General features: G+C 50.4%; 16 protein-coding genes. 4 read left to right on the top strand and 12 right to left on the bottom strand.

The window, feature by feature from the left end; all coding sequences use genetic code 11:
* The first annotated feature begins 171 nt into the window (after nt 1-171).
* Nucleotides 172-780 (top strand): ribonuclease HII, encoded by a 609-nt coding sequence (locus ACDC99_RS10285; RefSeq protein ID WP_042519778.1) that lies wholly within the window; start codon nt 172-174, stop codon nt 778-780.
* 164 nt (nt 781-944) lie between these two features.
* Here ACDC99_RS10285 and dgt read toward each other — a convergent pair whose 3' ends face one another.
* Entirely contained in the window at nt 945-2,282 is a 1,338-nt protein-coding gene (dgt, locus tag ACDC99_RS10280; protein WP_044072920.1) for a dGTP triphosphohydrolase, read from the bottom strand.
* Nucleotides 2,283-2,488: 206 nt separating this feature from the next.
* Here dgt and ACDC99_RS10275 point away from each other — a divergent pair, with 206 nt between their 5' ends.
* A complete protein-coding gene (locus ACDC99_RS10275; RefSeq protein ID WP_288762103.1) occupies nt 2,489-3,019 on the top strand; it encodes an LOG family protein in 531 nt (176 codons plus the stop codon).
* An 18-nt stretch (nt 3,020-3,037) separates the two neighbouring features.
* Here ACDC99_RS10275 and ACDC99_RS10270 read toward each other — a convergent pair whose 3' ends face one another.
* On the bottom strand, nt 3,038-3,865 hold the full coding sequence (locus ACDC99_RS10270) for an alpha/beta hydrolase (protein WP_044072919.1): 828 nt from the start codon (nt 3,863-3,865) through the stop codon (nt 3,038-3,040).
* 199 nt (nt 3,866-4,064) lie between these two features.
* On the opposite strand from ACDC99_RS10270, the gene ACDC99_RS10265 reads away from it, so the two are divergent.
* Nucleotides 4,065-4,589: an NUDIX domain-containing protein gene (locus ACDC99_RS10265; protein WP_042517895.1), complete on the top strand. Its 525-nt coding sequence runs from the start codon at nt 4,065-4,067 to the stop codon at nt 4,587-4,589.
* Between the two features lie 73 nt (nt 4,590-4,662).
* Nucleotides 4,663-6,600 carry a helix-turn-helix domain-containing protein gene (locus ACDC99_RS10260; protein WP_370756697.1) on the top strand — a complete coding sequence of 646 codons (1,938 nt, stop codon included), beginning with the start codon at nt 4,663-4,665 and terminating at the stop codon, nt 6,598-6,600.
* Nucleotides 6,601-6,809: 209 nt separating this feature from the next.
* On the opposite strand, the gene ACDC99_RS10255 is transcribed toward ACDC99_RS10260, so the two are convergent.
* The 10 genes from ACDC99_RS10255 to ACDC99_RS10210 all read right to left on the bottom strand — a co-directional run bounded on the left by ACDC99_RS10255 (nt 6,810) and on the right by ACDC99_RS10210 (nt 19,768).
* Complete coding sequence (locus ACDC99_RS10255) at nt 6,810-7,256, bottom strand: GatB/YqeY domain-containing protein (protein ID WP_022316025.1); 447 nt, start codon at nt 7,254-7,256, stop codon at nt 6,810-6,812.
* 27 nt (nt 7,257-7,283) lie between these two features.
* The gene (gene ftsZ, locus ACDC99_RS10250; protein ID WP_044074240.1) at nt 7,284-8,615 is read right to left on the bottom strand and encodes a cell division protein FtsZ; all 1,332 of its coding nucleotides are present in this window, start codon (nt 8,613-8,615) and stop codon (nt 7,284-7,286) included.
* Nucleotides 8,616-8,687: 72 nt separating this feature from the next.
* Entirely contained in the window at nt 8,688-10,202 is a 1,515-nt protein-coding gene (ftsA, locus tag ACDC99_RS10245; protein ID WP_022316027.1) for a cell division protein FtsA, read from the bottom strand.
* Between the two features lie 43 nt (nt 10,203-10,245).
* The gene (locus tag ACDC99_RS10240; RefSeq protein ID WP_370756696.1) at nt 10,246-11,400 is read right to left on the bottom strand and encodes a cell division protein FtsQ; all 1,155 of its coding nucleotides are present in this window, start codon (nt 11,398-11,400) and stop codon (nt 10,246-10,248) included.
* Nucleotides 11,401-11,464: 64 nt separating this feature from the next.
* The gene (murC, locus tag ACDC99_RS10235) at nt 11,465-12,844 is read right to left on the bottom strand and encodes a UDP-N-acetylmuramate--L-alanine ligase (protein ID WP_042517901.1); all 1,380 of its coding nucleotides are present in this window, start codon (nt 12,842-12,844) and stop codon (nt 11,465-11,467) included.
* 104 nt (nt 12,845-12,948) lie between these two features.
* Nucleotides 12,949-14,067 carry an undecaprenyldiphospho-muramoylpentapeptide beta-N-acetylglucosaminyltransferase gene (gene murG, locus ACDC99_RS10230; RefSeq protein ID WP_044080369.1) on the bottom strand — a complete coding sequence of 373 codons (1,119 nt, stop codon included), beginning with the start codon at nt 14,065-14,067 and terminating at the stop codon, nt 12,949-12,951.
* A 136-nt stretch (nt 14,068-14,203) separates the two neighbouring features.
* Entirely contained in the window at nt 14,204-15,508 is a 1,305-nt protein-coding gene (locus tag ACDC99_RS10225; protein WP_022316031.1) for an FtsW/RodA/SpoVE family cell cycle protein, read from the bottom strand.
* A 50-nt stretch (nt 15,509-15,558) separates the two neighbouring features.
* A complete protein-coding gene (gene murD, locus ACDC99_RS10220; protein WP_370756695.1) occupies nt 15,559-16,890 on the bottom strand; it encodes a UDP-N-acetylmuramoyl-L-alanine--D-glutamate ligase in 1,332 nt (443 codons plus the stop codon).
* 50 nt (nt 16,891-16,940) lie between these two features.
* Nucleotides 16,941-18,212 carry a phospho-N-acetylmuramoyl-pentapeptide-transferase gene (locus ACDC99_RS10215; protein ID WP_022316033.1) on the bottom strand — a complete coding sequence of 424 codons (1,272 nt, stop codon included), beginning with the start codon at nt 18,210-18,212 and terminating at the stop codon, nt 16,941-16,943.
* Nucleotides 18,213-18,313: 101 nt separating this feature from the next.
* Entirely contained in the window at nt 18,314-19,768 is a 1,455-nt protein-coding gene (locus ACDC99_RS10210) for a UDP-N-acetylmuramoyl-L-alanyl-D-glutamate--2,6-diaminopimelate ligase (protein WP_022316034.1), read from the bottom strand.
* Nucleotides 19,769-19,790: the final 22 nt, after the last annotated feature.

Here is a 19,790-nt window from a genome sequence, read left to right as displayed (position 1 = left end):
TTATTATTTGGCTAATCTTACAGGTTTCTTATACAAGACTAACGCCAAATCGGTCATTCGGGCTAAAAGATAAAACTCGCTGTGTATCTTTTTGATATGTCGGAAATAATTCGTACCTTTATACTTTGAAAGATATAAAGATATTGTCCGAAACAAAAAGAGAAGTATACAATGCTGGAAAATCATTATTACGAAGGTCTCGTTGAGGCAGGCTGTGACGAAGCCGGCAGAGGCTGTCTTGCCGGAAGCGTTTTTGCTGCCGCCGTTATATTGCCACCCGATTATGAGAACGAACTGCTCAATGATTCGAAGAAACTCACCGACCGCAAGCGCAAGCAGCTTCGTGAGATAATAGAACACGATGCCGTGGACTGGGCTGTGGGCATCGTGGAGCCTGGAGAGATTGACGAGATAAATATCCTCAATGCGAGTATCCTCGCCATGCACCGTGCTTTAGACCAGCTCAAGGTGCGTCCCGAAGCGATGATAGTAGACGGCAACCGCTTCAAACCCTACCGCGACCTTCCATACACCACCATCGTGAAGGGCGACGGCAAATACCTCTCCATCGCTGCGGCGAGCATCCTCGCCAAGACATACCGCGACGACTATATGGACCGTCTGGCGGAAGACTATCCGCAGTATGACTGGAAGAGCAACAAGGGCTACCCAACTAAGAAACACCGTCAGGCTATCCGTGAATGTGGTATTACACCATTCCATCGCCGTTCTTTCACTCTCCTGCCTCCCGAAGAGCTGACACTCGACTTTGAATTCTGAAATCATCCGGAAACCAGATTGCCTGATGGTTTCTGAAGATTTCTGATGAATGGGGTTGAGGTTGCTTATCCCGAACTGGGGTAATATCTTTGTAACTGTTTGGTTTTTACATATAAAGGTGCAAAATATTCATTAGACTACCAATTCACTAGTCTTTCGAATGCCTATACTATAGGCAGGCTTATACCGTTGATCTTCTGGTAAATGTCCAGAGCATACACGTCGGTCATGCCGCTGATATAGTCGACTACCGCCATGATTCTCGTCTCCAGATTCGGCGACGTGATGTCATACTGGCTGCTCACCCTGCTTATAAGCTGCTTGGAGTAGAACCTGTCGGGATGCACTGCAGCTTCGGTCATTATCTCCATCAGCGTTTCCATAATCTTGAAACCGCTCAGTTCCACGTCGAGCACCGGTTTGCTCTTGTATATCCTGTTGAACGACACCTCTGTGCACCTTTTGTATGCTTCTCGCTGAGGTTCCGGGATGTGGTCGATGAGACATCCCTTGAAAGTGCCGTCGAGAATCTCCTTCTCGTGGTCGATGAACGCCCTCGCACACACGTTCTCCAATTTGCCTATCACGCAGGCACGCATGTAAATCACCTTCTCGTTGTCGTCGGTGATTCCTTCGTCCTTGATACGCTTTTCGATACTGTTTTTCACGCTTTCATCGAAGAATCCGAGCAGGAGGTCCTTTGTCTGCTCGAACGAAAGAATCTTCAGCTTGTGAGAATCCTCAATGTCCATTATCTCATAACAGATGTCGTCAGCCGCTTCCACCAGATACACCAGCGGATGACGGGCATAGGCAAGCGGAGCGCCAGACTGAGAATGACGGATAATGCCCAATTCATCGGCTATTTTCTGATATATCTCCTTCTCCGTGCAGAAGAATCCGAATTTGCCGTGGTCTCCGGCGAGAGCCGATTCGAACGGATATTTCACTATCGAGGCGAGCGTGGAGTATGTCATTACGAATCCACCGTCGCGACGCCCTTTGAATCTGTGGGCAAGCAGACGGAAGGCATTGGCATTACCCTCGAAGTGGGTTATGTCGTTCCATGTACCCTCGCTGATCTCGTTTTTGAGGAAAGCCCCTTTGCCCTCTGTGAAGAACGTCTGTATCGCCTTCTCACCGGAATGTCCGAACGGCGGGTTTCCCATATCGTGGGCGAGACATGCCGTGCTCACTATCGTGCCGATCTGCGGAAACAGCGTCTTGTCCAGTTCCGGCTGCTTTCCTATTATCGCCGCCGCCACGTCGTTGCCCAGCGACATGCCTACGCTCGCCACCTCCAGACTGTGTGTGAGACGGTTGTGAACGAAGATGCTTCCCGGCAGCGGGAACACCTGAGTCTTGTTCTGCATGCGGCGGAAGGGAGCAGAGAAAATCAGACGGTCGTAGTCGCGTTTGAACTCGCTGCGGTCGTCATGGCGCTCTATGTGGCGGTCTTCCTGTCCGAGGCGCTTGTTAGAAATCAGTTCTTTCCAATTCATATAGAAAACGGTTATTTTGTGCAAAGTTACAAAAACGTGGAGAAAAGCGTGCCCATATCAGCAAGAAATGTATTACCTTTACACCCGACAACAAAATCTTAGCCGTTACTGTGGGGATGCGGAGCAAGTATTCTCCGGTGGGATACCCTGCCGCTTGGAGATAATGGGCACATCCGCAGACGGCACAAAGGAAAAAACAAGGAAATATGAAAGTAGCGATATTCTGTTCGGCAAATGAGAATATAGAGCCGGTTTATTTTGAGAAAACGAGAGAGTTAGGGGAATGGCTTGCAAAAAACGGCGATTCCATCGTGTTTGGCGGTTGCGACATGGGCTTGATGGAGTGTGTAGCCAAGGCAGCCTATGAAGCCGGAGGCATGACAATCGGTGTGGTGCCGTCGAAAATAGAAGAGAACGGACACGTGAGCCAATACCTCAGTGTGGAGATACCCTGCGACAATCTCAGCGACCGCAAGGACCTGATGCTGCTCAAGAGCGATGTAGTGGTGGCGCTTCCCGGCGGACTGGGCACCCTCGACGAGATCTTCACCGTGGCAGCTTCTTCAACTATAGGTTATCACAACAAGAGGGTGATACTCTATAACATCAACGGCTTCTGGAACACCCTCATCGCACTGCTCGACGACCTGCAGCAGCGCGGAATGATCCGCGGCGACTACCACAGGCACATCGAGATTGCAGATTCCTTCGAGCAGCTGAAGCAGCTGCTGGGTTGACGTTTCCTGCCGTTGGTGTCAGAAACTTCTCAACCACGCCTTCAGCATGAGTTCCATTTCGGTGTGGTATTTGAACGACTCCCTTATTCCGAAGCCGTGGCCACCCGACGGGAAGACATGCAGGCTTGCCGGCACATCGTGGCGGTATAGTTCGTTGTAGTAGTTCACTCCGTTTGCCGGTAGCACGGCCCTGTCGTCGTCGGCAAGCAGGATGATGGCACGTGGTGTGGTTCGCGACACCTGGGCGTCGTTGCTATACAGTTTCTCATCCTTCTTCTTGGCATCCTTGCCGAGGAAGTTGTCGTGGCTGCCCTGATGAGTGATGTCAGGCATCATCGTTATCACGGGATAGAAGAGAATCTGGAAGTCGGGTCTGGCTTCACCTTTTGAATGAGTTGCAATAGTGGAGGCAAGGTGTCCGCCGGCAGAGAATCCCATTATACCCACCTGGTCAGCCTTCACTCCCCATGCCGCAGCGTTTCTGCGCACGAGTTTCAGCGCTTCTTCTGCATCCGCTATGGGCACCTCGCAGTTGCCGTGAGGCATGCGGTATTTCAGCACCACCGCCGTAATGCCCATATTGTTGAAGAACGGAGCCCAGTTGTGTCCCTCGTGCTCCATTGCCAGATGCGAATATCCTCCGCCCGGGCATATCACCACGCATCTGCCGGTGTTGTCAGCCTTTGCCGGCTTGTATACCCACACCTTTGCAGTGTCCTGGGCGTCACCGTTGTCGTTCGGTGCATTGTTGTTCCATAAGTTCATGCTGATGCCCTTCTGGGCGTTGGCCACACAAGCCGTGCCTGCCACAAGGAGGGCAGTCAGAATCATTCTTGCTCTTTTCATTTCCGTAGTTGTCGTATTTTGATTATTCCCCATGTCGGAAGACGACATGAGTAGCAGTTTGCTAATGCAATATTCGCAAAAAAAACTGACATACGCAAGAAACTCCCTCCATTCACATTGATTTAAACATTTTTTTTGTAATATTGCAGTCGCAAAGGCTACGACGGCCATTGTCAGCATCACTTAAAAAACATACATTATGCACGTATTGGAACAATTCAGATACTGTCCGAAATGCGGCAGTTCGCATTTCGTGGAAGCAAGTGAAAAGAGCAGAAAGTGTGAAAATTGCGGTTTTGAATTCTATCTCAATCCGGCTGCAGCAGTTGCCGCCTTCATCCTTAACTCCAAGAACGAGCTCCTCGTGGAGCGTCGCAAGCTGGAGCCAGCCAAGGGGATGCTCGACCTGCCCGGTGGATTCTGCGACATGGGCGAGACCGTGGAACAGGCGATGAAAAGAGAGATAAAGGAAGAGACGGCACTCGACGTGGTGGATATGAAATACCAGTTCAGTCAGCCGAACGTCTATAGATTCTCAGGTTTCGACGTACGTACCCTTGACATGTTCTTCCTCTGCAAGGTGGCAGACGAGACGCAGCTCAAGGCTTCCGACGATGCCGCCGAATGTTTCTGGCTGCCACTGTCGGAGATACATACCGAACAGTTCGGACTACGCTCCGTACGCCAGGCACTCCATACATTCTTCGACGGAGTGTTGGGTTGATGCCCACAGAGGCAAGACTTGCCTTTTATCAGATATCAATAGTGTTTTATTAACTTATGGAGATTATTGAGCAATGATCAACAGACTGAAGATCATGGACCTCAGAATGTTGCCACTGGCAGTGCTCTCGATGGTAATGGTGCTTCTTGCCGCTTGCGGAGGCAACGGCAGAAGAACGTCGCCATATGTTGACGTGAACACCGATTTCAACCATATTTATGAAACTATCGTGACCAGCGCCGACCTGTCGCATGCCAAAGGGATGATAAAGAAGGCATACGACGAGGAGAGAATAGGCGAGGGACAGAAGAAATATCTCGAAGCCATCGTGGTGTATCGGGCTGAGGCACGCTTCGACTCCGTGATGGAAATTTGCCAGCAGGCTCTTGACGCTTCAGACACCAAGAACGACAAGACGTTGACATACTGCATCTATGCGCTCATGACAAACTCGGCAGTGGCTTCGGAAAACAATGCGGCGATGCTGCAGTATGCCTCAGCCACAGAGACGCTCGCCCAGGAACTGGGACGCAAGGACAAGGAATTCGAGATGAAGGCCACTGTGGGATATGGTATGGTGCTTCTCGGCAACTCTGAAGAAGGACTGAAGATGATAGAGCAGGCTCTCGCCGATCTGATGAAATACGATTCGTGGAACTGCTTGAACAGTTATCTGATAGCATCTAAAATCAAGGTGGTGGCACTGCATATTCTCAACAGACCGGCTGATGTGGTGGACTTGTGCGAAAAGGTCATTGCCCTGCTCGACAAGGGTATAGCCCATCCGGAAGGAATAAAGGACAAGCCGCTGGCATGGGAGAAAGACAAGGAGTCCTTCGCCGTGATGCTGAAACTCTACCGCACCCAGATGCTGGCTTTCCTGTCTTATGCCCATGCCGAAATGGGAAACAGAGACCTGGCTATGCAGAGCCTGAAGGAATTTGACCAGTCGGAACAGTCGAAATCCCTCGACAGCCAGCGTATGATAGTGCCGGCTCTCGGAGAACTGAAGCTCTTCGACAGGATGCTCGCAGTATATGCTAAGATTGACAAGGAAGACGGTGGTGACACTATAACCGAAAGCTATAGGGATGAACTCGAACTGAAGGCGAGTGCCGCTTCTGCCAAGGGGAACCGCGAGCTGGAGCGTCATTACCTGAGGAGGGCGCTGAATCTTGAAGACACGCTGCATGAAGCACAGAACATGGCGCTGATGGCACACACGCTGTCAGTATACAAGGTGCAGGACGAGCAGATGAAGGCTCAGGATGCCAAGGCTGCCGCCAAGCTCATGCTCGTGGCACTGGTGGCGCTTGCGACAATAGTGTTATTCGTAGTGGTATATATGTTCCGCCTGTATAAGCAGAAACAAGTGGTGGCGCTCAAGAACAAGGCTCTTGTGAGTTCCATAGAGAAGGCATTGGAATATAAAGACAGGTATGAGATGGCAGAAAGGGCACTTGAAGATGCTGAAAACAGGGCGTGCGAAGCTGAACGCAACAGTGAGATGATGAGAGTTGCCATACAGAGAACCGCAAAAGGCAAGGAAATCGCCCTTAGAGACGACAATGCCGGTCTGGACGAGGAATTGTCAGCAGTGGCTGCCAAAGAGGCTGAAAACGCAAATGACGCATCTTCTGACAACTCTGAAGATGCAAGTAGCCTCTTTGAACAGATAGACCGCACCATCCGCGACGAAAGATTGTATCTTAATCCCGACTTCCAGCGCCAGACGCTTGTTGACATGTTCCATTCAGACAGGAACAGGGTGGGGCGTGTGATAAAGGATTTCAGCGGTTTCTCCAATCTCTCAGCCTATATCAACAACTACAGACTGGAATATGCCTACCGCCTGCTGCGCGACTTGGACAGCAAGCAGACCATCGACAGCATTGCCAAGGCATCGGGATTCTCCACCGTGCGCACCTTCCAGCGCCTTTTCAAGGATCGTTATGGCATGACACCGGCAGAGTTCCGCGAGAGTTATCCTGGCTTGAGGACAAATGAATGATTGTAATGGATAGTCAAATGAATTATAGTCTATAAGATAATCAGATGAATTATGGTCTATAGTAAATCAGATGAATGATTGTCCTTAGATGGTCCGGATACAGATTTCCCCTCATATCCCCGACGAATCATGGAAGTGATGCTTCCTTTGTGATATTGTCCGGGATATGAGGGGAAACTCATATATTCTGTTTGTACGTGACTTTGTGATTAAGCCAGCAGTTTCTTCACGATGTCTGAAATCACCTTACCGTCGGCTTTGCCAGCCATCTGCTTGCTTGCCATTCCCATCACCTTGCCCATGTCCTTCATGCTCGAAGCACCGGTCTGCTCGATGATGCCCTTCACGATGCCTTCAATCTCATCGGCGCTGAGAGGCTTAGGCAGATACTCCTCGATCACCTTTACCTGTGCCAGTTCCTCGTCGGCGAGGTCCTGACGGTTCTGGGCGATGAAGGTGTCGGCAGACTCCTTGCCCTGTTTTGCCAGTTTGGCGAGAATCTTCAGGGCGGCAGCGTCCTCAAGAGTGTCGTTGGCACCCGGTGCTGTCTTAGCCTCTATGAATACTTTCTTGATGTTGCGGAGGGTTTCCAGGCGAACCTTGTCGCGGGCTTTCATTGCCTCCTTGATGTCGTTGCTTACTTGATCGTATAACATTGTTATTGTTTTTTTTGTGTTTGAATTCTATGCAAACTTTATAGTGCCCGAAGTTGTCGTTCCCACCTTCGTCTGCGAAACGCTGTCTACATCGCCCTTAGAGAGCTTTATCAGCTCGTTGTTCTGCGTTCTGCTGCGGCTGTAGGTAGGCATCGACTCAATGGCAGAGATGAGGTTGTCGTTGTCCAGATCGTCGTTGCCGAAGATGAAGCAGCGCACCTGTGGTCTCTCCTTGTTGTTGCTGCCCTTGCCATAATAGCTGTCGATGAGAGCATCCTCGGCGTCCTTCTTCTGTCGGGACTTGCGCATCTCCTCCACACTCTGCTCGTTCTTGTCGGTGATGTTCATCTTGCCGTCTTCCACCTTCATGCCGAAGCCGGTGGCGAGGATGGTCACCTTCACGTTCTCCTTCAGTTCCGGGTCGATGGAAACTCCCCATTTCGTCTCTATGTCGTCGTCGAAGCCGTCCATGAACTCGTTGATGGCCTTCATCTCGTCCATCATCAGCTCGTTCTTCTTGTCTTCGCCCTCCGAAGAGAACGATACGCTGAGAAGGATTTTCTTCGAGTTGAACACGTCGTTGTCGTTGAGCAGCGGAGAATGGAGGGCATTTTCGATGGCCTTCTTCAGACGGTCCTCTCCCTTGCCGAAGCCGGTACTCATCAGAGCCACTCCGCCATCCTTCAATACGGTCTTCACGTCGTTGAAGTCGAGGTTTATGATTCCGTGCATCGTGATTATCTCGGCGATGCTCTTTGCCGCCACGCTCAGTGTGTCGTCTGCCTTGCCGAAGGCGTCGATGAGCGATAGTTCAGGATAGATGTCAAAGAGGCGCTGGTTGTTTATCACAAGCAGGGCGTCCACGTTCTGTGCCATCTTCTCAACACCGGTGAGTGCCTGTAGGATCTTCTTCTTGCCTTCCCATTCAAACGGGATGGTCACGATGCCCACGGTGAGGATACCCATCTCCTTGGCGATGCGTGCCACTACAGGACCGGCACCCGTACCGGTGCCGCCACCCATTCCGGCAGTGATGAACACCATCTTGGTGCCGTCGTTGAGCATGTGCTTTATCTCCTCCTCACTGTCTTCTGCCTCTTGGCGTCCCTTCTCAGGCTTGTTTCCGGCTCCCAGTCCCTCTTTTCCGAGTTGCAGGTGCACGGGGACAGGAGAGTCGTTAAGGGCCTTCTTGTCGGTGTTGCAGAGAACGAATGTGACGTCGTGTATACCTTCGCGGTACATGTGGTTTACGGCATTGCCGCCGCCACCGCCCACTCCGATGACTTTTATTATGCTGCTTGGCTTGTCCGGCTCGCCGAAGGCTGATGCCATCATGCCTATTTTCTTATCGTCTGCCATATCTCTTATATACTTTCGTTGTTTACCAGTTTTGTCTTTTCTCTCTCTTATGTCTCGTTTATGTCGGTAGTATTATTCTTCGTTTTCTTCAGTAATCCACCTCTTGAATACCGAGATGCCCCTCTTGATTATATTGTCTTTCGGCTTGGATTCTTTGTTCTGAATCTCCTCGATTATCTTTGTAGCCTCTTCGGTGTGCAGTCCGTTAGGATATTTCTCCTTGTAGCTCTGGTATGCACCGATGGTGTTGTCGGCAACGGCCTTTGTCCATTCGTCGTTGTCCTGCTTGCGTTGCAGTTCCGCAGCAGCGGCAATTTCTGCCGGAGTCCTCACTCCTGCCGTTCCACCAGCCACATAGTTTGGCTCCGTAGGCTGTGTCTTTGTCAGAGCAGGTTGTTCGGGCTGGTTGCTTTCATTGAAGAGAGAAGTCTTTATCTCGCCTCCGTCGCAGCTCTGGTCGCCCTTCATGAGCAGTCCCAGCAGGGTGTTCAGCGTACCGTCGTGGGGGAGGTTGATGTTCTTGGTCGTCGTCACGGTGTCGTTGATGAACTGCACGATGTTTATCTTGTCAATCTCCGTCTTCTTGCTGAAAGCCTTGGTGATGTTCTTCATGTTGGAACCACCGCCGGTGATTACGATGCCGCCATTAAGTTTCTTCTTGTATTCTGTAGGCACCTGTGCCCACACGTTCTCTATTATCTCCTGTATGCGGGCTTCCACAATCTGCTGGAACTTTTCGCTTGAGATGGTCTGCTCCGGTGTGACGGAGTATTCCATCGTCTTGTCTCGCTCTTCCAGTTCGGTATATGCGCTGCCGTATTTTATCTTCATCTTCTCAGCCACATCCTCTTCGATGTTTGCCGAGGCGATGTCCTTGGTTATGTTGCTGCTTCCGAGAGGAATCACGGCGATGTGGCGCAGTATGTTCTTGTGGTATACGAGCATTGTGGTCGTTGCCGCACCCATATCCACAAGCATGCAGCCAGCCCTCTTGCGTGTATCATCGAGAATGCAGTCGGCAAGTGCCAGCGGAGCTATGTCGAGTTCGGCAATCTTTATCCCTGCCTTGTCGAAACAGTTGGTGAGCTTGTCGTAGAACGATTTGCGCCACAGGATGTTGAGGAAGTTTCCAGTCAGCTGGTCAGCCTGAATTCCTGCGGGGTCGTTCTCGTAGTCATTGCCCACTTTGTATTCTTGTATGGCAACATCAAGGATTTGCTTGTCTGAATATGTCTTGTTGCGGTTAGTGTCCATCAGTTCGTTCACCATCTGTTGTGTGATGAGCGTGTCTTTCGGCAGGTCGCGCACGATTTCGTTCTTGACGCTGAAGATTGACTGTCCGCTGACTCCTACATACACCTGCGAAATCTCCCTGTTGAGGGCGGCTTTCAGCTTTCCGATGATGTTGGTGATGCCCTGGATTGTCTTCTCCAGGTTGTGTGCCGTTCCCTTCTTGATATACGTTGAGGAGTCTTCGCTGGCCATGGCGTAAACGCTGATGCTTCCGTCATTGTTCTTTCGTCCTGCTATTCCTCTTAGCTTCGACGAGCCCAGTTCTATTGCTACTATAAAATCCTTTGCTGGCATATTGCTTATTTTTTTATGGGGTTGCTTTTATTTGTTTCTTGGTTTATGACCGTCTGTTCTTGTCGGTAGACTTTTTGCTTCCCGATTTCTTCTCGGCAGACTTCTTCTTGTCTGCTTTCTTCTCGGAAGACTTCCTGTCTGCAGCTTTCTTCCTGTCCGACCTCTTGCTGTCGGTCTTCTTTTTGTCAGCAGCTTTATCCGACTTTTTCCGGTTGTTCTCCTTCCTTTCAGTCTTTTTGTCCTTTGTATTATGACTGTTCTTCTCAGCCTCGTTCTTTTCGGTCTTTTGTCTGTCGTTCTGCGGCTTTTCCTGATGGCTGTCGCCAGGCTGCTGGGCGGCAGGAGTGTTGGCATCAGGCTTTTGTTCCTGCTGAGGCGCTTGCGGGGCGGTCTCCTGATTGCCTTTGGCGTTCCTGTCCTTCTTGCAGATTATCTGGTTGTCGAATTCCAGGCTTATATACGGATATTTGTTCCATCCCACTTGGCTCAGACCATATTTGTAGAATTTCTCCAGTCGTGTGAGTTTCGTATCCACGAATGCAGCAATCTTCTCCTTCCGTTTGGATGCATATCTTGTCTGAGGCATGTATCCGAGGAATACCACGTGGTCTCCGATTCGCGGCACTATTTCTATTCCACCGTCCGACAGCACGTTGATCTGCTCTATCATGTTCTTCCACAGGTCGTTTGCCATTATGATATTTGCCATTGGCGCGATGTAGTTGCGTGCGAACGATTGTCTGATGTTGCCCGTGGCTATTATCAGGTCAGAGGTATAGCTGGTGTTGGGCATTATTCCTCCTTTGTCGTCGAGATAGTAGTCGTCGCCCCTCTCGCTCTTTATCCTTATCACCGGCAGTCGCTGCGTGATGCTCACGAACACCTTGTTGTCTTTCGTCTTGTAGCATTCCGCTGTCTTCACGAACGGGCTCTTGCACAGCAGGTCTTCTATCAGCCTTGGCTGTATGTCCGTCATCTTGAAGTTCAGAGGATACATCCTGCTGTCCTTCATCATCTTCTTCACCTCGTTGGCGGTGAGGAAGCCGTTGGCATTCTGGTCGGCGATAACGATATTCACCTCTGTGCACACGTTTTTGCTCTCGTCCGGTTTGTTGAACGAGATCATCGCTACGAAGACATACACCAAGAGTATGACATCGAGCATCAGCAGTATTAGTTTCTTGTATTTTGGTCGCATTTCCATTCAGCCTGCCAGCGAGCCGCTTCCTTGACAGTCAGGGACGCTCGCCGGCAGGTAGTGTTTATTTCCTTTTCTCCAGTATCTTCTCTATTTGAGGCACGTAGTTGTCAAGGTCGCCAGCACCAAGTACGACGAGCACCTCGAAATCGTTGTCTTCTACAAACTTCAATACGTCCTCCTTGTGTATCATCTCCTTCTCCACTCCCGGTTTCAGATTGTCGTATATCAGTTTCGATGTCACACCAGGTATCGGTTCCTCACGGGCAGGATAGATGTCGCAGAGCACCACGCGGTCGAGCAGGCTGAGGCTGTCGGCGAAGTCCTTGTAGAAGTCTCTTGTCCTTGTATAGAGATGAGGCTGGAAGATAACAGTTATCTTCTTGTCCTTATATAGTTCCCTCATGCTTTTCGCACTCTGGTATATCTCCTTAGGGTGATGTGCGTAGTCGCTCATGAACACGAGTTTGTCGGTCTTTATCTTAAAGTCGAACCGGCGGTCCACTCCATGATAAGTCTTCATTCCGTATTTCAGTTCCTCTGCATTGCAGCCGTTAAGCTGAGCCATAGCCATAGCAGCCACACCATTCTCTATATTGATAGGCACCGGCTGTCCGAGCTTCACGTTCTTGATGCTTTCCACCGGCGATATGAAGTCAAAAGTGATTTCTCCGTTTCCGATCTTCACGTTCTCCGCATGGAAGTCACCTTCATCGCGGCTGTATGTATACACCTTCACTCCATCCTGCACGTCAGCCTTCATCTCCAGGTTTTTGTGGATTATGAGTGCGCCTCCTGGCTGTATCAGAGTGGTGTAGTGACGGAAGCTTTCGAGATAAGCCTCTTTGGTGCCGTATATGTCGAGGTGGTCAGGGTCGGTAGAGGTGATCACGCTCATCCAAGGACGGAGCCAATGGAAGCTGCGGTCGAACTCGTCGGCCTCTATCACCACGTAGTCGCTCTTTTCGCTGAGGATATAGTTTGTGCCGTAGTTCTTTGATATGCCGCCGAGGAAAGCGTTGCAGTCTATAGAACTCTGATGCATGATATGGGCACACATCGTTGATGTCGTTGTCTTGCCGTGAGTGCCTGCAACGCAAAGCCCCTTGTGAGTGCGTGTCAGCATACCGAGTACCTGTGCTCTCTTCTCCACGTCGAAGTTGTTCTCGCGGAAATATACCAGTTCCTTGTGTTCCTGCGGAATGGCTGGTGTGTAAACAACGAGAGTCGATGCCGGTTTCTTGCATGCATGGGGAATCTCGTCCACGTTTTCCTCATAGTGGATGAGCATACCCTCTTTCTCCAGCTGTTCTGTCAGTTTCGATGGTGTCTTGTCGTAACCGGCCACCACGAGTCCTTTATGTATGAAATAGCGAGCTATGGCGCTCATACCGATGCCGCCGGCTCCTACGAAATATACTGCTTTTATATCTTTCAGTTCCATTGCTTCTTTGTTTTTCTCCACAATAGCGTCAGCCTTTCCAAGCTGCTTTCAGGAATTAGCCTTCCGATTCAGCTACTGTATTGTCAGGGATTTGTATTTGTTTGTCATTTTTTGTTTTCCGCCAGTTTCAACACCTCGTCGGCAATGATGTCGGCGGAGTGGGGCAGACCGAGTTTCTTCACGTTTGTTGCAAGGCTCACCAGTTTTGCCGCATCGCCCACTGTTGTCAGTGCGAGCTTTATAACATTGTCCTTTGCCTCCACATCTTTCACCATCAGCGCGGCGTCCTTCTCCACCAGTGCCATGGCGTTCTTTGTCTGGTGGTCTTCAGCCACATTTGGCGATGGCACCAGTATCACAGGTTTGCCTATCAGACAGAATTCCGAGATACTGCTTGCTCCGGCACGGCTTATCACGAGGTCGGCAGCCTTGTATGCCGCTCCCATATCGGATATGAAGTCCATCACCTTCAGCATCGGCATGTCATTGTGGGATGCCATTTTCTGCATGATGCTCTCGTGGTAGTATTTGCCGGTCTGCCATATGAACTGCACTCCCGACTCCTTTATCTCCTTGAGATGAGCCAATACGCTCTCGTTCACGGTGCGTGCTCCGAGGCTGCCACCCACTATGAGTATCGTCTTCTTCTCCGGGTCGAGTCCGAACTGTTTCACCGCATCCTCATGGCTTATCTCCGCATTCACGATATTCTGTCTGACGGGATTTCCCGTCATCATTATCTTGTCAGCAGGGAAGAAACGCTCCATGCCGTCGTAGGCAACGCATATCTTGTCAGCCTTCGTCGAAAGCATCTTGTTGGTTTTTCCTGCGTATGAGTTCTGCTCCTGGATAAGACTTGGGATGCCCAGGGCATGTGCCGCGTCGAGAGTCGCTCCACTTGCATATCCTCCCACTCCCACTGCAGCCATCGGCTTGAAGTCTTTGATGATCTTCTTCGCCATACCCTTGCTCTTCAGGTAATCTATGAGCACACCGATGTTTTTCGGCGACCACAGTGGACGTATCAGTCCTCTGACGGGCAGACCTTTGATTTCGTATCCTGCTGCCGGCACACGCTGCATTTCCATTCTGCCAAGTGCTCCGACAAACAGAATCTTTGCCTCCGGGCGCTTCGCCTTTATGGCATTTGCGATAGATACGGCAGGGAATATATGGCCTCCAGTGCCGCCACCGCTGATTACAATCCTCAGTTCATTATCCATTGTTCAGAAATTTTGTTTCTTTGTTACTTCATCCGCAGTAGATATGCTGTCTCGCAGATGTCTTTTCCTTTATCAACCTTTACCGGTTATCTTTCCCTTTGATCTTTTTCATGACCTTTGCCGGTCGTTTCAATGCTTATGCTGCTATCGGCGTTGCTGTGGGAATGTGAGCTGTTTCGTTCTTCTTCTTTGCCGACCGGCTCACGCTCAGTATCATTCCGATATACACGCAGTTCATTATAGAAGAAGTTCCGCCCTTGCTTATCAGCGGCAGCGGCTGACCGGTCACCGGCAGCCATCCCACAGCCACGCCCATATTGAACAGAGCCTGTGTGACAAGCATCAGTGCTATTCCTATTATCAGCAGTGCCGGGAAGGTGTTGGCACATCTGCTCGCTATCGTCATGGTGCGGAACAGCAGTATTATATACAGCAGACACACACCCACGGCACCTATCAGTCCCATCTCTTCAATGATTATGGAGTAGATGAAGTCGCTGAAAGCCTGTGGCAGGTAGTCTCTCATCGTGGAGTTTCCCGGTCCTTTGCCCATCATGTTAGATGATGCTATGGCAATCTGTGAATATCCCTCCTGTGCGTCATTGTTGAGGTCGAATTTCTCTGGCGGAACATCTTTGCCGTCGAGGAACTTGTCTATACGGCTCTTCCAAGTGTCAAGGCGGTGGAACAATTTCGGTTCTTTGCTATCTTCTTTGTCTGTTGCCTTGACCTTGTTCTTGTCCACCATAGCCATCCTCGGGTCCTCTTCAGCCTCTTTCTCCTTGTCGTGTCCGAAGGCCATTACGATGATCAATCCACCCACTGCCAAAATGGCAAGAGATCCCATCAGTTTGCCCAACTGCCTCTTGGGAATTCTTCCTATCCACATCATCATCAGCACCACAGCACCCAGCAGTGCTGCCGTAGAGAGGTTTTCCAATCCTATGAGAACTATGAAGCCGCCGCTGACGGTGATGATGAATTTGAATGCCCTCTTGTCGACACCCGTGTCCGTCTGCATTGCGCTCAGTATCGTTGCCACGGCGAGCACTACGGCTCCTTTAGCCATTTCAGAGGGTTGGAATTTCATGCCGATTACCGGTATGGGAATCCATCTGTGGCCGTCGTTCACGGCACCTACGAAAAAACAGATTATGAGTAATACAAACGATATGAACAATGCCAGCGGCATGACGAGCTTGAAATATTTGCATTTCAGATTCATCGTTGCCAGCATGAACAGCACTCCCCATCCGAGCAGGAACACATGTTTGCATATCGGTCCCCAGTAGTTGGAAGTCTTGTAGGTCAAGTTGCTCGAAGCGCTGAACACCTCGATGATGCTTATTATACACAGCATGATGAAGACTCCCCATATCACAGGGTCGCCCTTTATCTTCCTTGTGGCAACTTTTTTCTCTGTCGTAGTCTCTTCTGCCATTTTCTGCCTATGTCTCCTATGCTATCAGTTTATTGTGTAATATATGGAATTTACAAGTTCCTGACGAGAGTCTTGAACTGTTCGCCTCTGTCCTCCATGTTCTTGAACAGGTCGAAGCTTGCGCAGCAAGGGCTCAGCAGTACCGTATATCCCGGCTTTGCCATCTTCTCGCATGCCTCCACGCAGTCTTTCATACAATGCGTGTCAGCCACCGGAATACCCATTCCATCGAAGAAATCATGCAGTTTCTTGTTGTCAGCACCGAGATATACGATGCCCGCACATTTCTTCTTCACCAAATCCTTTATCTCGTTGTAGTCGTTGCCTTTGTCCTTTCCACCGATGATGAGGATGGTAGGTGTCTTCATGCTTTCGAGGGCATACCAGCATGCATCCACGTTGGTAGCTTTCGAATCGTTCACGTAGAGCACGCCACCCACGGTGGCAACCTTCTCCAGTCTGTGCTCCACACCGGGGAAGTCGCTCAGGCTCTTGCGTATTTCCTCCTTCTTGATGCCGGCGATGTTTGATGCGATACCGGCAGCCAAAGAGTTATAAATGTTGTGTTTGCCCGTGAGGCTCAGTTCCTCCTGCTCCATGTTGAACGGAGTGGGGTATTCAATCTTGTACTGTCCCTCTTCGATATAACCGATGGAACCCTTCTCCTTCAGTTCAGAGAACGGACACTTCACAGCCTTGATGTCATATTTGTCGAGTTCCTTCTTTATCACAGGGTCATCGTTCCAGTAGATGAAAGAGTCCTCCTGTGTCTGGTTCTGCAGAATCCTCATCTTTGCGTCCACATAGTTCTGCATGCAGAAGTCGTAGCGGTCCAGATGGTCTGGTGTGATGTTCAGCAGGATGGCGATGTTTGCCCTGAAGTCATACATGTCGTCAAGCTGGAAGGAGCTGAGTTCTATGATATAGTATTCATGAAGCTCCTCCGCCACCTGCAGCGCCAGGCTCTTTCCGATGTTGCCGGCCAGTCCGGCGTCATAACCTGCGTTCTTGAATATATGATAGATAAGCGACGTTGTAGTCGTCTTTCCGTTGCTTCCCGTTATGCACACCATCTTGGAGTGTGTGTATCTTCCGGCGAACTCAATCTCGCTGATGATATGTATGTTCTTCTCCATACACTTTCTTATCATCGGCGCCTCCTTCGGTATGCCCGGACTCTTTATTATCTCGTCAGCGTTGAGAATCTTCTCCTCGGTGTGGTGGCCTTCCTCCCATTCCACGCCGTGGTCGTCAAGGAGCTTCTTGTATTTGTCCTTGATGGCCGACATGTCAGACACGAACACGTCGAAACCCTCTTTCTTTGCCAATACGGCAGCTCCGGCTCCACTCTCGCCAGCTCCAAGTATAACAATTCTTTTCATATTACTTTTGCTATATAATACCTTCTATTTTATTCTTTTCTTCTCCCTTTTTATCTCATCTTCAGCGTGATGATTGTCATTGCAGCCAGGATGATTGTCATTATCCAGAAGCGGATGGTGATCTTCGACTCATGGATAGCCGTGTGCGGCTTTTTGAACACATACTTGATGTTCGGGTCGAGCTGGTCGTCCGTAGTGCGGAACGTGTCGTGCAGAGGAGCGCGCTTTATCAGACGCTGCTTCACACCTCTCCTTGTTCCTAACTTGGCGTAGTAGACCTGCAGTATCACGCTGAGGCTCTCCACGAAGAATATGCCACACAGAATCGGCAGCATCAGTTCCTTGTGTATAATTACGGCACATACACCGATGATGCCGCCGATGGTCAGCGATCCCGTGTCGCCCATGAACACCTGGGCCGGATACGAGTTATACCAAAGGAATCCCACCAGCGCTCCCACGAAGGCACACATGAACACCACCAGCTCCTGTGAGCCCGGTATATACATGATGTTCAGATATGCCGCATATTCTATGTGACTGCTGACATAGGCGAATATTCCCAGCGCCACACCTATTATTGCGGAGTTTCCCGCACACATGCCGTCCATTCCGTCGTTCAGGTTAGCACCGTTGGAAACAGCCGTCACCACGAGGATTGTCATTATCACGAAGAGAATCCATCCTGCCGCCGTCTTGTATTTGCCGCAGAACGACATGATGTTGGAGTAGTCCAGGTTGTGACCCTTCACGAACGGTATCGTCGTCTTCAGTGACTTCTGTGCTTCAGGGCGGTGTTTCACCACCACCTCCGTGCCGTTCATCTTCTTCATGCTCAGATTCTCGTTTATTTTGGCGTCAGGACTCAGCCACAACACCAGTCCCACGATGAGTCCGATGCTTATCTGTCCCACGATCTTGAACTTGCCCGGCAGTCCCTCCTTGTTGTGGCGGAAAATCTTGATGTAGTCGTCGAGTCCGCCGAGGAATCCCAGCCATATCGTCGTGATGATCATTAGGATGAGATAAATGTTCCTCATTCGTCCGAGCAGCAGCACCGGCAGCAGTATGGCGGCAATGATGATGATGCCTCCCATAGAAGGCACGCCGATTTTCTTCACCCCGAACGGGTCTATCTTGGCATCGCGCTGCACCTCTGTTATCTGCTTGCTCTTCAAGTATTTTATGAACTTCTCTCCGAACCATGCCGAGATGGCGAGCGAGAGAATCAGGGCGAGCAATGCGCGGAACGAGATGTATCCCCACATGTGGCTTCCCGGAATGCCGAACTGGTCTAAGAATCTGAATAGATAGTATAACATGATATATTATATTCGTTTCACTTTTTGTTTGTCCCGTAGTCTGTCTTCCGTCAGGCGTCAAGGATTGCTTCGATGATGTGAGTATTTGGCTTTCCGCATCCTTATTTGATGCCCATAGCCTCTCTCAGCACCTCCTTGTCGTCGAAGTGATGTTTCACTCCCTTTATTTCCTGATAGTCCTCATGGCCCTTTCCGGCAACGAGTATCACGTCGCCCTTCTGTGCCAGCATGCAGGCGGTGCGGATGGCCTCACGACGGTCAACGATGCTTACCACTTTCTTCATCTGCTGGTCGTCCAGTCCGGCAAGCATGTCGTTGATTATATCCTGCGGCTCCTCAAATCTTGGGTTGTCGCTCGTTATTATCACCTTGTCGCTCTGCTTCACCGCCTCTTGCGCCATCAAAGGACGCTTGCCCTTGTCACGGTTTCCGCCGGCGCCACAAACCGTTATCACATGGCCCTTTCCTTCGAGCACTTCATGTATGGCATTGAGCACGTTCTCCAGTGCGTCAGGAGTGTGTGCATAGTCCACGATAGCCGTGTAGCCCTCTGGCGACTGTATAGGGTCGAGTCTTCCGCTCACGCTCTTCAGCGTGCTCATCACGAGGAGTACGTTCTCCGGTTTCTCGCCCAGCATCACGGCAGCACCATATACGGCGAGCAGGTTGCTGACGTTGAACTTACCGATGAACTGCACTCCCACCTCTCTGCCGTCGATTTCGAGATACATGCCGCCGAAGTGACATTCAAGGATCTTTGCCTTGAAGTCAGCCATTGTGCGTGTGGAGTATGTCTTCACCGTAGCCTTCGTGTTCTGCACCATCACCATGCCGTTCTTGTCGTCGGCATTCGTTATGGCGAACGCTGTCTTCGGCAGCTGGTCGAAGAATGCCTTCTTTGCATTGCGGTAGTTCTCAAACGTCTTGTGGTAGTCCAGATGGTCGCGTGTCAGGTTTGTAAACAGTCCTCCAGCAAAGTCCAGTCCTCCGATGCGCTTCTGTGCTATAGCATGGGAGCTGCACTCCATGAAGGCATACTGGCATCCGGCGTCTACCATCCTGCTGAGCAGATAGTTCAGCTCGATAGGGTCCGGTGTGGTGTGGTCGGCAGGAACCGCCTCGTCCTCGATGTAGTTGCACACGGTAGACAGCAGTCCGCATTTGTATCCCAACTTGCGGAACATATTATATAATAATGTGGCGATTGTCGTCTTGCCGTTCGTTCCCGTCACTCCCACGAGTTTCAGTTTCCTCGATGGGTCACCATAGAATATCGTGGCAACCTTTCCTGCCACGTCCTCAGTGGATTCCACCTGCACATAAGTCACTCCCTCGGCTTTCTCCTCTGGCAAAACCTCGCAGAGTACAGCCTTTGCGCCAAGTTCGATAGCCTTAGGTATGAACTTGTGTCCGTCCACCTGGGTTCCGCGCTGTGCGATGAACAGGTGTCCCTCCTTGATTCGGCGTGAGTCGATGTTCACGCCCGTTATCTCTATGTCTGTCTGACCGCAGACGCTGACCGTCTTCAGTCCTTTGATAAGTTCTTCCAGTACCATAGTCTTTCTTTATATATGTTAT

It is taken from the genome of Prevotella pectinovora, assembly GCF_041323955.1.
Lineage (GTDB): Bacteria > Bacteroidota > Bacteroidia > Bacteroidales > Bacteroidaceae > Prevotella > Prevotella pectinovora.
This window is presented reverse-complemented; position numbering and strand designations above follow the sequence as displayed.

Bases quoted from the DNA above. Each gene is read 5' to 3' on its own strand.
- ACDC99_RS10285 (WP_042519778.1), top strand. From the start codon at position 172: ATGCTGGAAAATCATTATTACGAAGGTCTCGTTGAGGCAGGCTGTGAC.
- dgt (WP_044072920.1), bottom strand. From the start codon at position 2,282: ATGAATTGGAAAGAACTGATTTCTAACAAGCGCCTCGGACAGGAAGAC.
- ACDC99_RS10275 (WP_288762103.1), top strand. From the start codon at position 2,489: ATGAAAGTAGCGATATTCTGTTCGGCAAATGAGAATATAGAGCCGGTT.
- ACDC99_RS10270 (WP_044072919.1), bottom strand. From the start codon at position 3,865: ATGAAAAGAGCAAGAATGATTCTGACTGCCCTCCTTGTGGCAGGCACG.
- ACDC99_RS10265 (WP_042517895.1), top strand. From the start codon at position 4,065: ATGCACGTATTGGAACAATTCAGATACTGTCCGAAATGCGGCAGTTCG.
- ACDC99_RS10260 (WP_370756697.1), top strand. From the start codon at position 4,663: ATGATCAACAGACTGAAGATCATGGACCTCAGAATGTTGCCACTGGCA.
- ACDC99_RS10255 (WP_022316025.1), bottom strand. From the start codon at position 7,256: ATGTTATACGATCAAGTAAGCAACGACATCAAGGAGGCAATGAAAGCC.
- ftsZ (WP_044074240.1), bottom strand. From the start codon at position 8,615: ATGGCAGACGATAAGAAAATAGGCATGATGGCATCAGCCTTCGGCGAG.
- ftsA (WP_022316027.1), bottom strand. From the start codon at position 10,202: ATGCCAGCAAAGGATTTTATAGTAGCAATAGAACTGGGCTCGTCGAAG.
- ACDC99_RS10240 (WP_370756696.1), bottom strand. From the start codon at position 11,400: ATGCGACCAAAATACAAGAAACTAATACTGCTGATGCTCGATGTCATA.
- murC (WP_042517901.1), bottom strand. From the start codon at position 12,844: ATGGAACTGAAAGATATAAAAGCAGTATATTTCGTAGGAGCCGGCGGC.
- murG (WP_044080369.1), bottom strand. From the start codon at position 14,067: ATGGATAATGAACTGAGGATTGTAATCAGCGGTGGCGGCACTGGAGGC.
- ACDC99_RS10225 (WP_022316031.1), bottom strand. From the start codon at position 15,508: ATGGCAGAAGAGACTACGACAGAGAAAAAAGTTGCCACAAGGAAGATA.
- murD (WP_370756695.1), bottom strand. From the start codon at position 16,890: ATGAAAAGAATTGTTATACTTGGAGCTGGCGAGAGTGGAGCCGGAGCT.
- ACDC99_RS10215 (WP_022316033.1), bottom strand. From the start codon at position 18,212: ATGTTATACTATCTATTCAGATTCTTAGACCAGTTCGGCATTCCGGGA.
- ACDC99_RS10210 (WP_022316034.1), bottom strand. From the start codon at position 19,768: ATGGTACTGGAAGAACTTATCAAAGGACTGAAGACGGTCAGCGTCTGC.